The sequence below is a fragment of the Aurantimonas litoralis genome, assembly GCF_026153195.1.
Classification (GTDB): Bacteria; Pseudomonadota; Alphaproteobacteria; order Rhizobiales; family Rhizobiaceae; genus Aurantimonas; species Aurantimonas coralicida.
This window is the reverse complement of the sequence record NZ_JAPFBM010000010.1, coordinates 1-13,489: the sequence shown is the minus strand read 5'-3', so window position 1 is coordinate 13,489 and position 13,489 is coordinate 1. Positions and strand designations below refer to the sequence as shown.

Below are 13,489 nucleotides of genomic sequence, written 5' to 3'. Positions count from 1 at the left end.
ATGCCGGCCGGCGACAAAACGCCGACGCGCCGCTGAATCCCGTCCGGTCAGGGTGATCCGTCCGCCGGGCCTCGGCGGATTTGCGCGAGGTCAAGGGTGCTCGTGCGGGGGCGAGTTACGGTCGGGCGAATGACGGCCCCGTCGCGGCCCAGCCAAGGGAGTTTTCCATGTACCGGACGATACTGGTCTGCCTCGACAACAGCGAGCGCGCCGGCGCGATCCTGCGGACGGCGCTGGCGATCGCCGAGCGGCAGGGCGCCCATCTGGTCGGCCTGCATGTCGTGCAGGACGTGGTGGTCAGCATTCCGACCGAGGTCTCGCTGGAATATATCGACCAGGCCCGGCAGGCCGCGCAGAGCGAGGCCGATGCCATTGCCGAGGTCTTCAAGACGGCGACCGCGAACGCCAGCGTCTCGACCGAATGGCGGCGCGAGGAGCCGATGGCAGGCGATGCGGACACGGTCTGGACCCGGAATGCCCTCGTCGCCGATCTCGTCGTGGTCGGGCAGGCGGCCGGCGGCGCCGACGTGCCGCTGACCGATCTCCTGATCGAAACCGGGCGACCAGTGCTGTTCGTGCCCTATGCCGGCGAATATACGCAGGTGGGCAAGCAGCCGCTCGTCGCCTGGAACGGCAGCCGCGAATCGGCGGGCGCCGTGTTCGACGCGCTGCCGCTTCTGAAGGACGCGTCACTGGTGCGGGTGCTCTGCATCGACCCCGACAAGGCGGGCGCCAAGGCCGGCCTCGCCCCGGCCGACGACATGGCGCTGGCGCTGGCACGGCACGACATCAGGGCCGAGGCGGCCCGTTCGCATAGCGGCGAAATCTCGGTCGGCGACGAGGTCCTGGCGCAACTCGTCGATCACGGACACGATCTTCTGGTGATGGGCTGCTACGGCCATTCGCGGCTGCGCGAGATGCTCTTCGGCGGCGTCACCCGGCATATCCTGCAGCACATGACCGTGCCGGTTCTGATGTCGCGATAGGGCGCCGGTGACGCGCGAGGCGGTTTCGCCCGCCCCGTCGGACGGCAAATCCGCGGCTCGGCACGACCACCCCTCACGCCGAGATCCGGGCCGCGCAATGACTGTGAGCGATCCGATGAGCCCCATGAGCGCAGACCCGGAGCCGGGCCAGCGGCCGGCGGATGGATGGCACGCGCTCGACGAGGCTGCGACCTTCGGCAGGCTCGGCACGACGGCCGCCGGGCTCGACGATGCCGAGGCGGCACGGCGCCTCGCCGAGTACGGTCCGAACGCGCTGCCGGAGCCGCCGTCGCGCTCGCTGGCGCTGATCGTCCTCGGTCAGTTGAAAAGCCCGCTGATCTATCTGCTGCTCGCCGCTGCGGCCGTATCGCTCGTCCTTGCGGAGATCGACCAGGCGGTCTTCATCTTCATCGTCCTGGCCATCAACACCGCCATCGGGGCGGCGCAGGAATCGCGCGCGGAAGCCAATACCGCCGCATTGCGCACGGCGATCACGACCGTCTGCCGCGTCTGGCGGCAGGGGGCGGTGCGTCTGACGGACAGCAAGGCACTGGTGCCCGGCGACGTGGTGATCCTGGAGGCCGGGGACCGGGTCCCGGCCGATCTGCGCCTCCTGTCCGCGTCCGAACTCCAGGCCGACGAATCTTCGCTCACCGGGGAATCGCTGCCGGTGGAAAAGGCCGCCGGTGGTGTGCTGGCACCGGACACGCCCCTTGCCGAACGCGCGACCATGCTGTTCGCCGGCTCGACGCTGCATCGTGGACGCTGCCAGGCGATGGTGGTCGCCACCGGCACGCATACCGAGCTCGGGCAGATCGCCGGCTCGCTGCAGGAGGTCTCGGCGCCGCCGCCGCTGACCGTCAAGCTCGACCGTTTCACCCGCATGCTCGGCCTCGTCGCGCTTGCCCTGGTGGCGGTCGTCGTCGCCCAGCAATTCAGCATTGGGGCGTCGTTGCAGGCGACCTTCTTCGTGGCGGTGGCGCTGGCCGTCTCGGTCATTCCCGAGGGGTTGCCGGTGGCCGTCACGGTCGCCCTGTCGGTAGCGACGCGCCGGATGGCCCGGCGCAACGTCATCGTGCGGCATCTGCCGGCCGTCGAGGGCCTGGGCGCCTGTACGGTGGTGGCGACCGACAAGACCGGCACGCTGACCCGAAACCAGCTGACGGCCAAGCGGCTGTGGTTGCCCGGGCATGGGGCCCTCGCGATCGAGGGCGCGGGCTTCGATCTGGGTGGCCGGCTGCTGCAGGACGGGGCGCCGCTCGCCCCGACGGCGCAGGAGGCGGCCCGGGATCTCGCTGCCGCCGCCGCGCTCTGCAACGACGCGGCCTTCGATCCGGACGGCGGCGAGGCGGGGCGCAGCGGCGACACCGTCGACCTGGCGTTTCTCGTTCTGGCGATGAAGACCGGACTGGACGTCGCGGCCCTGCGCCATGCCGCACGACGGGTGGCCGAACTGCCGTTCTCGGCCGAGCGAAAATATGCCGCGAGCGTCGATGAACAGGACGGCGCCATCCGCCTGCACGTCAAGGGCGCGGCGGAGGTGCTGGTCCCGCACTGCCTCGGCGTCGATGTGGGCGCGGTGCTGGCGCTCGCCGACGAGATGGCCGGGCAGGGCTTTCGCGTCATGGCGGTTGCCGCCAGGACCCACGGCCGGGACGAGACCGCGGGGCGCCTGCCGCCGATGGACCAGCCGCTGGAAGGGCTGACCCTTCTCGGCCTCGTCGGCTTCATCGACCCGCTGCGCACGGAAGCGAAGGCGGCCGTCGCCGATTGCCGCAGGGCCGGCGTCGCGGTGAAGATGATCACCGGCGACCATGCGGCCACGGCGCTGTCGATCGCCCGCGATCTCGGCATCGCAGCCCGGCCTGAGGAGGTGATGACCGGCCGCCAGATGGACGACCCGGCGACCGGCACCGACGCTCAGATCGCTGCGACCTCCGTCTTCGCGCGGGTCGAGCCGGCCCACAAGGTGCGGATCGTCGAGGCCTTGCAGCGCGGTGGCCACGTCGTGGCGATGACCGGCGACGGGGTCAACGACGCTCCGGCGCTGCACCGGGCCGATCTCGGCGTCGCGATGGGGCGCGACGGCACCGATGCGGCCCGCGACGCGGCCGATCTCGTTCTGACCGACGACAATTTCGCCTCGATCACCGCCGGTATCCACGAGGGGCGCGCCGCCTACGCCAATATCCGCAAGGTGATCTATCTGGCGATCAGCACGGGCGCTGCCGAGGCGGTGTTCTTCCTGATGGCGCTGTTCACCGGCTTTCCGGTGCCGCTGACGGCGGTGCAGCTGCTCTGGCTGAATCTCGTGACCAACGGCGGCCAGCATGTCGCCCTGGCGCTGGAGAAGCCGGAGCCGGGCCTCCTGTCACGGCCGCCGCGGCGCACCGGCGAGGCGATCTTCGACGCTCTGATGATCCGCCAGACGGCCCTGTCGGGCGCGGTGATCGGCATCGTCGGCTATCTCGTCTTCGCCTGGGCGATCTCGGCCGGCTGGAGCGAGTTCGAGGCCCGCAACGTCCTTCTGTTCCTGATGGTCGCCTTCGAGAACGTGCATGTGATGAATTGCCGATCGGAGACGATCTCGGCCTTCCGGGTGCCGTTGGCGAACAACTGGCCGCTGCTCGCCTCGATCGTCGCGGCGCAGGCGATCCACATCGGCGCCGCCTTCACGCCGGGCCTGCGCGACGTGCTCGATCTTGCGCCGATCCCGTGGGAGCAATGGGCGCTGCTGGTGCCGATGGCGCTGTCGGTGCTGGTCGTCATGGAGATCGACAAGGCGCTGCGCGCCCGGCGGCAGCGGCGTTAGTCTGACGGGACGGAACCGATGCCGGCTGGGTGACGCGGGCTTGTTCCGGGGAGCGTCAGCGACCGGTCGGCAGGTGGGCTCTGACCTCGGCGAGATACGGGTTCTGATCGCGGCTGGCGCCGTAGGCCGCGGGGTCGAGATCGGCGAGGATCGTCGCCGCGTCGCTTTCACCGGCCGAGGCCAGCACCGAGCCGTCCGGCGCCGCGATCACCGACAGGCCCTGATAGGCGAAGGTGCCGTCGCTGCCGCAATGATCGGCATAGACCACGAAGAGCTGGTTTTCGAAGGCGCGCACCGGCACGACGTTCTGCGCGATGAAGCGCGCGCCATCGCTCCTGGGCAATGCCGTCGGCACGATGATCGCCTGGGCGCCCCGCAGCGCGAGGTCGCGGCACAGCTCGGGAAATTCCACGTCGAAGCAGACGAGCAGGCCGCAGCGCAGGCCGGCGATCTCGACGATGGGCGAGGGCGCATTGCCGGGTCGGAACAGGCCCTTCTCGTAGTCGCCATAGAGCATGCGCTTGGCGTAGAGGACCGGCGCGCGGCCGGGCGCAACCAGCGCGGCGGCGTTGTCGACGCCGTGAGCCGTGCGGATCGCAAGGCCCATGACGATGGCGGTGCCGAGCCGGTCGGACGCCTCCTGCCACTCGGCAAGGCTGGCGTCCGCTTCCTTCGCGGTGTCGGCGATCGTCTGGCCGGCGCCGTAGCCGGTCGGCGCGAGCTCGGGCAGGACGGCGAGGTCGGCGCCGGCGGCGGCCGCGTCCTCGAGGCTGCGCAGGATCGCCGCGTGCCGGTCGGCCGCGTCGGTCATCGCGGCGTCCATCTGGATGGCGGCGACCTTCACTTGCCGTCTCCGCTGGACCAGGCGCCCAGCAGGCGCGGCAGGTCGCCGAAACGGGCGACGAAGCCGAACACCACCACCGCCACGGCGACGAAGAGGATCGAGACCGAGGCCATGGTCGGCGTGTAGCCGTAGCGCAGGGCGTTGAAGATCTTGATCGGCACCGTCTCCAGCGTGAAGCCGACGGTCATGTAGGCGACGATGTACTCGTTCAGCGACAGGACGAAGGCGAAGGCGAAGCCCGAGATGATGTAAGGCGCGATCATCGGCAGCACGATGGTCGTCAGGATGGTCCGGTCGTTGGCGCCCATGGTGCGCGCGGCCTCGGTCACCTCGCGGTCGATGGTCTGGAAGCCGAGCGAGATGGTCACCAGCGGCAGGCTGGTGAAGAAGATCGCGTGGGAAATGACCACCGTGTACCAGGCGCCGTAGCCGCCCATCGTCGCCCAGAAGGACAGGGCGCCCAGCGCGGTGATCACCGGCGGCAGGACGAAGGGCGAGACGCCCAGCAACTGCACGGCCCGGCCGATTGCCGTGACCCGGCGCCACAGCGCATAGGCGATCGGCAGGGCGATGAGGACGGCGATGGTCGCCGCGCCGAGGGCGATCAGAACCGAAGTCGTCAGGGCGCCGCGCCAGCCGTCGTCGGCGAAGATCTGGCCGTACCAGGCGAGCGAAAAACCCTCGGGCGGAAAGGTCAGGCTGCGCTTCTCGTTGATCGAGACGCCGGCGATGACGACGATGGGCGCCGCCATGAACAGCCCGACGGCGGCAAAGAACAGGCGGGTGAGGAACGTGCCGATCATGCCGCACGTCCCTTCCGGCCGAGAGTCGTGGTCAGCAGCACGAGCGACAGGCTGGTGACCACCAGGAACACCGCCATCGCCGCAGCGAACGGCATGTTCGACTGGTAGATCGCCTGGTCGGTGATCAGCACCGACAGGGTCCAGTGCTCCGGCCGGCCGAGCAGTTGCGGCAGGAGATAGGCGCCCAGCGCGAAGACGAAGACGATGATGAAGGTGGCGATCAGCGCCATCCGCAGCGCCGGCAGGATCACCGTGAAGAAGGCCCTGAGCGGCGAGGCGCCGAGGGTGCGGGCGGCCTCTGCCAGCGACGGGTCGAGCCGGGAGAAGGACGGGTAGAGCACCAGCACCGCATAGGGGAAGGCCTGGTAGGTCATGCCGGCAAGGACGGCGAAGAAGCCGGGCGTCCAGGCATCCGGGTTGTCCATCAGGCCGAGGGAGACGAACAGGTTGGAGAGACCGGCGGTGCGGCTGAGCAGCGTCGACCAGGAAAAGCCGATGATCACCTCGGACAGGGAGAGGACCGCCAGCATCGCCACCAGCCAGGGCACCTGCCATTTCCGGCGAAGCTTGGTCAGCAGATAGGTGAAGGGTGCGCCGACGATCAGGCAGAGTGCCGAGACCAGCGCCGACAGGCCGAGCGAGAAGACGAGGATCTTGCCGAAGAACAGGCTGAGGAAGCGGGCATAGTTCGCCGTCGTCAGCACCGGCTGGTAGAAGCCGCCGGCCACCCGCTCGAACAGCGAAACGGCGATCATCAGGCCGAAGGGCACGACGAAGAAGGCGAGCAGCATCAGCGCCGGAAAGATCAGCGGCGCCTGTTCGCGCCAGCCTCCGGCCTTCGTTCCGGGGGCGGCGGCGCTCACGCGGAGGCTCCGGCGGGGAAGACGACGATGGCGGCGGGATCGAGCGCCAGGGAGACGGTGTCGCCGACCATCAGATCGTTCCGGCCGGCGGCGCGCTGGGCGACGATGCGGCCGGCGGCGGTGGCCAGATATACCTCCACGGCGGAGCCCATGTCGCGGACGAACTCGACGGTGGCGGGCAGGGGCGCGGCGCCCTCGCGCTCGACGCTGACGTCCTCCGGCCGGATCGAGATCTCCGCTGTGGCGCAGCCGGCCGGCAGTGTCAGGCCGGGGACCGGCGCGTCGGCGATGGTCGCGCCCCCGTTGGCGGCATGGGCGGTCAGGAGATTGGTCTGGCCGAGGAAGTCGGCGACAAAGGCGTTGGCAGGCCGGCGGTAGATGTCGATCGGCCGGTCCATCTGCTGGATGCGGCCGCCCTTCATGACGACGATGGTGTCGGCCATGGTCATGGCTTCGCGCTGGTCGTGGGTGACGACGATGGTGGTGATGCCGAGCCGCTCCTGCAGCTGGCGCAGTTCGACCTGCATGGCTTCGCGCAGCTTGGCGTCGAGGGCCGACAGGGGCTCGTCGAGAAGGAAGAGCTTGGGCGAGACGGCAAGGGCCCGGGCGATGGCGACGCGCTGGCGCTGGCCGCCCGACAATTGCGCCACCGACCGGTCGGCGACGCCGGGAAGGCGAACGAGATCGAGCAGTTCGACGACGCGGGCGTCGCGCTCGGCGCGGGGCCGGCCGCGGATCTTCAGGGGATAGGCGATGTTCTCGCCGACGCTCAGATGCGGAAACAGCGCCAGTGACTGGAACACCATGCCGAAATCGCGGCGGTGGACCGGGCGGTCGTTGATGGTCTCGTCGTTGAAGCGGATGGTGCCGGCGGTCGGGGTTTCGAGACCGGCGATCATCCGCATCAAGGTGGTCTTGCCGCAGCCCGACGGCCCGAGCAGGCAGACGAAGCTGCCGGCCGGCACGTCGAGGACGGCGTCGTCGACGGCGAGGACCGAGCCGTAGCGCTTGGTGACGTTGGCAAGTTCGAGTGCGCTCATCGGCCTGGACGTTTCCTGGTTCTGGGGTCCGGCCGCCCCTGACGAGGCGGCCGGTGAATGGGCGGGCGTCGGGCTCAGCCGACGATGAGTTCGGTCCACTTCTGGTTCAGCCAGTCGGACTTCTCGACATAGAGATCATAGCGCGGAACGATCGGGTCGATCTCGGAGGAGACCGCCGCGAATTCCTCGTCGGTCAGATCGAGAAGGTCGCGCTTGATCACCGGTGCCGTGCCGACCTTGCGGGCGAGCAGGCTCTGGACCTCCGGCTGGGTCATGTAGTCGATGAACTCGTGGGCGATTTCGCCCTTCTCGGAGGCCTTGGAGATCGCCCAGCAGCCCGAGTCCGAAATGCCGCCTTCCTTCGGGAAGGTCGAGCGGACCGGGAAGCCGTCGGCCGCGGCGAGGCCCGTGACGTCGTGATAGTACTGGCCCATCGGGATTTCGCCGGATTTCAGCGCCTGCTCGAACTGGGCTTCGTCGCGGTACCAGAGCTGGACGTTCGGCTTCACCTCGGCGAGCTTGTCCATCACCTTCAGGATGCCTTCCTCGGTGTCGAGCACGTCGGTGCCGCCGAAGAAGGTCTTGGCGGTGACTTCCAGAAGGAACGAGTTGGAGACGAGGGCGAGAAGGCCGAGCTTCTCCTTGTTGGCCGGGTCCCACAGGGCCGCCCAGCTTTCCGGCGCGTCCGGATAGGTGTCGGTGTTGGTGACGAGGTTGATGTACCAGGCCACGGCACCGACGCCGGCGACGCGGCCGTCGGGGTAGTTCACGACGAAGGGCGGCAGGACGTCGCCGGAGTTGGCGATCCTGTCCATGTCCAGCGGCTGCCAGAGCTCGGTCGCGAGGCCCTTGCGCATGGCGACCTGGGACATCATCGAGACGTCGGCGGGGGCGACACCCGCGCGGGCGGCCTGCTCGAGCTGCACCAGCCAGGCTTCGCCGGTCGGCTCGGCGACGCTTTCGACGGCGATGCCGGTGGCCTCGGTGAAGGCCGGGAAGACGTTCTTGTCGAAGGAATCTTTGAAATAGCCGCCATAGACGCCGACCTTCAGGCTCTTCTCCTGAGCCCTGAGGATCGACGGCATGGCCAGCGTGGCGCCCGCGGCGCCGGCTGCGGCGAGCAGATGCCGCCGGTTCAGGATGAGCGGGGACTTCCGGGTCATGACTTCATCTCCTTGGTTGCTACGTGACGTCGATCAGCGGGCGGCGCCGGAACGGTCCGGCGTGAAATCCAGAAGGCTCAGAAGCTCGAAGAGCATCTGCGCGCCGGCATGGGCGGTGTTGGTGGTGGCGTCGTATTGCGGGGCGACCTCGACCACGTCGCCGCCGATCATGTTGATCCCGGCGAGGCCGCGCAGGATCATCTGCACCTCGCGGGTCGTCAGGCCGCCGATCTCCGGCGTGCCGGTGCCGGGGGCGAAGGCCGGATCGAGGCTGTCGATGTCGAAGGAGACATAGACCGGACCGTCGCCGACGACGGCGCGGGCCTTGGCGATCACCGCGTCGAGGCTGAGGCTGGGGATCTCCTCGGCATGGATAACGGTCATGCCGGATTCGAAGGAGAACTCCCACAGATATTCGGAGGCGCCGCGGATGCCGATCTGGATGGTGCGCTCGGGGTCGAGCACGCCGTCCAGAACCGCCTGCCGGAACGGGCCGCCATGGTGGAACTTGCAGCCGTCGAAAGGCCCGGACGTGTCGCAATGGGCGTCGATATGGATCATCCCGACCGGAGCTTCGGCGCCCAGCGCCCGCAGGATCGGCAGGGTGATCGAATGGTCGCCGCCGACGAAGAGCGGCAGGACGCCGGCCCTGGCGATCGTCGCGGCGGTGCGCTCGATATCCTCGTGCGACGTGGCGAGATCGAAGCGGCTGCGAAACGGCACGTCGCCGATGTCGGCAACCTTGAGACTGGCCGTCGGCATGGTCTTGAGGACGTGATTGTAGGGTCCGACGCGCTCCATGGTGCGCAGGGCGCGCGGGCCGAAGCGCGAGCCGTTGCGGTTGGTGACGCCGAGATCCATCGGCACGCCGATCATCGCGACGTCGAGGTCCGACAGGTCCGGCGCGGCCCAGTCGATGGCGCGATGGGGGGCGTCGAGCAGGGTCGGCACGCCGGCATAGGGGGCGACGCGGGTGCCCCTGGGGTCGAAGAGCCGGTCGGCGACGGCCGCGAAGCCCTCGTCGTAGATGACCCGCTCGTTGTCGCCGGCGAAGCGCTGCCGCAGCGCTTCCAGTTTGCCGCTATCCATGAAGGTTCCTCGCTGGACGGTCTGGTTCGTTGGCAAAGGCGCCGGCGGACAGGCCGAGGCCGATCCGGCGCGCCATCTCGCGGATGCCGTCCGCATCCACATTGGCGAAAGCGATCCGCAGATGCCGGTCCTGGCCGGGGCCGAAGAAGCTGCCGGGCAGGACCAGCACCCCGAGTTCGCGGGTCAGCGCCTCGGCGACGGCCTCGGCCGGCCGGTCGGCGAAGGGATGGCGCACATAGGCGAAATAGGCACCGATCTGGTCGAGATCCCAGCCCGGCAGGCTGGCGAAGGCGGCGCGGAAGATGTCGGCCCGCCGTGCGATCTCGTCGCGGTTTGCGTCGCGCCAGTCGGCCAGTTCATCGATGGCCCAGGGCAGTGCCGCCTGAGCCGGGCGGGGCGCGCAGATCTGGATGCAGTCAATGACCTTTTCCAACTCGGCGATGGTCGCTTCGCCGGCGATCATGGCGCCCACCCGGTGGCCGGGAATGGCGTAGGATTTGGAGAAGGAATAGAGCGCGATCAGGTTTTCGCGCGCCTCCGTCTTGGCAAAGAGCCCGTGCGGTTTCCCGAGCGCCGGGTCGAGGAAGTCGCGGTAGGTCTCGTCGAGGACGAGATACATTCCGCGCGACACGCAGACTTTCATGAGTTCGGCGAGGCGTTCCGGCGGATAGACGGCGCCGGTCGGGTTGTTCGGGCTGACCAGCACCAGCGCCCGGCAGCGCGGGTCGAGCACCGCCTCCAGCCCGGCGACGGAGGGCAGGAAGCCGTCGGCCGCCTCGGTCTGCAGCGGGCGCGCCTCGATGCCGAGCATTTCCAGCGTCATCTTGTGGTTGAAGTACCAGGGCGCCGGCAGCACGACCACGTCGCCGGCGCGCGCGACGGTCAGCATGGCGGCGAAGAAGGCCTGGTTGCAGCCGCTGGTGATGGCGACGCGGCCGGCCGCAACGGGCGTGCCGTAGCGCGCCGCGACATGGCCGGCATAGGCCTCGTGCAAGGCGCGGTCGCCGAGAATGTCGCCGTAGCGGGCGCCGGCCGCCGAGGCGGCGGCTTCGGCCAGGCGCGTGGCGAAGCCGGCCGGCGGGGCATGGTTCGGAACGGCCTGGCTGCAGTCGATCAGCGGACCGTGCCTTCCGTCATAGGCGGCGATCCAGCGGCCGGCGCGCGCGATGGGGGGCACCGAGACGGCGGTCAGCAGCGGATTGGGCAGCGGCGCGGTCACCGGCAATCCGGATGGGCGTTGGCAGGCCGCAACATGCGACCCGTGCGGGGCGCAGCCTCAGCGGGGTTCTTCAGGACGCTCGACGGGCCTCTCACCGGGATATTGCCGCCTCCAAACGGATCATGGATACTCTCTCCGACAGCCCGCTCACCGGATGATGGCAGCGACCGGCTGCTTGCGGATTGCTCAAACCGGGCCTGTGCCCTTTTCCTCATCATGTGCCGCGCTGGACGCATGGTGGAATATCGGCCTATCAATTCAAACATTGAAAAACGTCAAGGTGGTGCGGTCGCTCATGCGCGTTTCCGGAAGTGATCTTCGCCTGCTGCAGGTCTTCGACGCGGTGGTGCGGCATGGCGGATTCGCGGCCGCGGCGGTGGATCTGAATGTCAGCCAGTCCACCATCTCCAACCACATGACGGCGCTCGAGGAGCGGCTGGGCTTTGTCCTGTGCCAGCGCGGCCGCGGCGGCTTCCACATGACCGAGAAGGGCCGGGCGGTCTGGGAGGCCGGGCGCCAGCTCGAAAAGGCGCTCCAGGACTTCTCCACCGACGTGGCCTCGGTGCGGGGCGAGCTGCGCGGCGAATTGCGGATCGGCATTCTCGACGCGGTGGTGTCCGATCCGGCCAACCGCCTCGCCGATGTCATCGCCGCCTATGGCCGGATCGCGCCGCATGTCCGGCTGGTGATCGCGCAGGAGCGGCCGCAGGATCTGCAGCAGAAGGTGCTGGACGGGCTCTATCACTGCGCCATCGGCAGCTATCGCAACCGGATCGACGGCATCGTCTACGACCGGCTGCACGATGAGCGCCACAGTCTCTATTGCGGGCATATGCACGAGGCGTTCAACGCCGACGATGCCGAGCTGACCGATGCGCGTCTGGCGGCCATGCCCTTCGTTCACCGCGGCTACTGGCGGGATGAGGACACGCTGCGCCAGCTCGACTGGCGCGTCGAGGCGACGGTCTTCCAGATCGAGCCACAGCTCATCCTGATCCAATCCGGCCGCTATATCGGCCTCCTGCCGAACCATTACGCAGCCGAGGGGGTGGCGGCCGGCACGCTGCGGGCGATCCGGCCAGAGGAGATCGGCTATACCTGCGAGTTCGAGCTGTTCTCGCCGCGCAACCGCCGGCCGAGCGATGTCGCCGCCGCCTTCATCGAGACGGTGCGCACGGTCTGGCCCTCGGCGCAGGACGCCTGACGCGTTCGGCCTTCGCTCCATGTGGAGGCGCTGCAGACGGTCGCGGCGATGCTCCGTGCTTCAACCATGACTGCGGTTACACTTCGTAACATACTGGTTCATATGCGGTTCATGTGCCGAGGCCTACCGTCCTCTCACCACCAACGAGGACACATATCATGTTCAAGCGCACACTCATCGCCATCGCAGCCGTCTCCATGCTGGCCGCGCCGATGGCCCAGGCGCAGGCTCAGAGCCGGCACGACAACAACCGTCCCACCGCACAGCAGAGCCAGTCTCGCGACCATGGCGCACAGCGGCATCGGGCGCAGCGCCCGACCGCCGCACGGGCCAAGTTCCGGTCCGGCCAGCGTTACGGCAACTGGAAGCGTCACCAGAGCGTGCGGGATTTCCGCCGGCACGGCCTGCGCGCGCCCGGCCGGGGGCAGAACTGGATCAAGGTCGACAACCAGTATCTGCTGATCTCCGCGGCCACCGGGCTGATCCTCGGCCTGGCCGCCGCCCGCTAAGCCGGACGCCTGTCACCCCGCCAGCAGCGCAACCGCGTCGCTGGCGGGGTCTTCCAGCGCATCGATGACGTCGAAATGGTGCTGCCCCGGCGCTTCGATCGCCGCGGTGCGCAGGCCGAGCCCGCGCCAGGCGCTGGCAAGCAGCGTGTTCTGCCGACGAAATTCGGGCAGTTCGTCGCCGCCGACGAGACAGGTGAGGGCTGCGTCGCCGTGCGGTTCGAGCAGCGCCGGGCTTTCGGCGCGGGCTTCGGAGAGATCGAGGGCCAGGATCTCGTTCATCTGCGTCTTCAGGAGCGGACGCAGGTCGTGCACGCCGCTGATCGACAGCACCCGGTCGATCCGGGCGGCGGTCGCCTCGGAAAGCGGCGAATCCGTGCAGATCATCCGCGTCACCAGATGGCCGCCGGCCGAATGGCCGGACAGGCGGATCGGGCCGGAAACCTCCGCGGCGACCATGTCGAGGAACTGCCCCACGTGACGGGTGATTTCAGCGATGCGAACCGCCGGGCACAGCGGATAGGACGGCATGGCGACGGCAAAGCCGCGCGCCAGCGTGCCGGCCGCCAGATGCGACCATTCGGACCGGCCGAAGGCCTTCCAGTAACCGCCATGGACATAGACGGCGAGACCGGCGGGCGTCCCTTCGGGCAGGAAGAGATCGTAGACCGCCCGTTCGCCGTCGCCATAGGGGCAGGCGAGGCGGGCGCGACCGGCGGCTTCCAGCTCCCGTCGGAAGGCGGCTGCCCGTTCGCGCCAGCGCGGCGGATAGGTCTCGGCCCCGGCAATCGCGCCGGCATTGCCATAGGCCGTGTCAAAATCCGTGATTGCCGCGTCCACCATCTGGCTCATGCCTCGTCGTTCCTCGTGTCGTTCTCTGCGGCGCGGCTCAGAAGAAGGCCTGGAGGCCGGTCTGGGCCTTGCCGAGGATCAGCGCATGGACGTCATGCGTGCCCTCGT

At 68.9% G+C, this 13,489-nt stretch carries 12 protein-coding genes; 4 read left to right on the top strand and 8 right to left on the bottom strand.

What is annotated here, in order from left to right; all coding sequences use genetic code 11:
• Positions 1-167: 167 nt before the first annotated feature.
• Together N7I30_RS17860 and N7I30_RS17855 are read left to right on the top strand one after the other, a co-directional pair.
• The gene (locus N7I30_RS17860; RefSeq protein ID WP_498640640.1) at positions 168-986 is read left to right on the top strand and encodes a universal stress protein; all 819 of its coding nucleotides are present in this window, start codon (positions 168-170) and stop codon (positions 984-986) included.
• A gap of 124 nt (positions 987-1,110) precedes the next feature.
• On the top strand, positions 1,111-3,798 hold the full coding sequence (locus tag N7I30_RS17855) for a cation-translocating P-type ATPase (protein ID WP_498640639.1): 2,688 nt from the start codon (positions 1,111-1,113) through the stop codon (positions 3,796-3,798).
• Between the two features lie 55 nt (positions 3,799-3,853).
• Here the strand turns inward: N7I30_RS17855 and N7I30_RS17850 are convergent, their stop codons facing one another.
• From N7I30_RS17850 to N7I30_RS17820, 7 genes are all read right to left on the bottom strand, one after another.
• Positions 3,854-4,642: a carbon-nitrogen hydrolase family protein gene (locus tag N7I30_RS17850; protein WP_498640637.1), complete on the bottom strand. Its 789-nt coding sequence runs from the start codon at positions 4,640-4,642 to the stop codon at positions 3,854-3,856.
• Positions 4,639-5,445 (bottom strand): ABC transporter permease, encoded by an 807-nt coding sequence (locus N7I30_RS17845; protein WP_498640635.1) that lies wholly within the window; start codon positions 5,443-5,445, stop codon positions 4,639-4,641. Before N7I30_RS17845 ends, N7I30_RS17850 begins: the two co-directional genes overlap by 4 nt.
• Positions 5,442-6,236, bottom strand: a complete 795-nt coding sequence (locus N7I30_RS17840; RefSeq protein WP_051141626.1) for an ABC transporter permease — start codon at positions 6,234-6,236, stop codon at positions 5,442-5,444. Before N7I30_RS17840 ends, N7I30_RS17845 begins: the two co-directional genes overlap by 4 nt.
• A 68-nt stretch (positions 6,237-6,304) precedes the next feature.
• Positions 6,305-7,348: an ABC transporter ATP-binding protein gene (locus tag N7I30_RS17835; RefSeq protein ID WP_188077488.1), complete on the bottom strand. Its 1,044-nt coding sequence runs from the start codon at positions 7,346-7,348 to the stop codon at positions 6,305-6,307.
• A gap of 74 nt (positions 7,349-7,422) precedes the next feature.
• Entirely contained in the window at positions 7,423-8,511 is a 1,089-nt protein-coding gene (locus N7I30_RS17830) for an ABC transporter substrate-binding protein (protein WP_498640632.1), read from the bottom strand.
• A gap of 33 nt (positions 8,512-8,544) precedes the next feature.
• Positions 8,545-9,600: an agmatinase gene (speB, locus tag N7I30_RS17825; RefSeq protein ID WP_498640630.1), complete on the bottom strand. Its 1,056-nt coding sequence runs from the start codon at positions 9,598-9,600 to the stop codon at positions 8,545-8,547.
• A complete protein-coding gene (locus N7I30_RS17820; RefSeq protein WP_498640628.1) occupies positions 9,593-10,819 on the bottom strand; it encodes an aminotransferase in 1,227 nt (408 codons plus the stop codon). The genes speB and N7I30_RS17820 overlap by 8 nt, the downstream gene beginning before the upstream one ends.
• A gap of 295 nt (positions 10,820-11,114) precedes the next feature.
• Here N7I30_RS17820 and N7I30_RS17815 point away from each other — a divergent pair, with 295 nt between their 5' ends.
• Together N7I30_RS17815 and N7I30_RS17810 are read left to right on the top strand one after the other, a co-directional pair.
• Positions 11,115-12,023, top strand: a complete 909-nt coding sequence (locus N7I30_RS17815; RefSeq protein WP_498640626.1) for a LysR family transcriptional regulator — start codon at positions 11,115-11,117, stop codon at positions 12,021-12,023.
• A 158-nt stretch (positions 12,024-12,181) separates the two neighbouring features.
• Complete coding sequence (locus N7I30_RS17810) at positions 12,182-12,532, top strand: RcnB family protein (RefSeq protein ID WP_024351390.1); 351 nt, start codon at positions 12,182-12,184, stop codon at positions 12,530-12,532.
• 12 nt (positions 12,533-12,544) lie between these two features.
• Here the strand turns inward: N7I30_RS17810 and N7I30_RS17805 are convergent, their stop codons facing one another.
• Positions 12,545-13,381, bottom strand: a complete 837-nt coding sequence (locus N7I30_RS17805) for a hormone-sensitive lipase (RefSeq protein ID WP_498640624.1) — start codon at positions 13,379-13,381, stop codon at positions 12,545-12,547.
• Positions 13,382-13,489 lie beyond the last annotated feature (108 nt).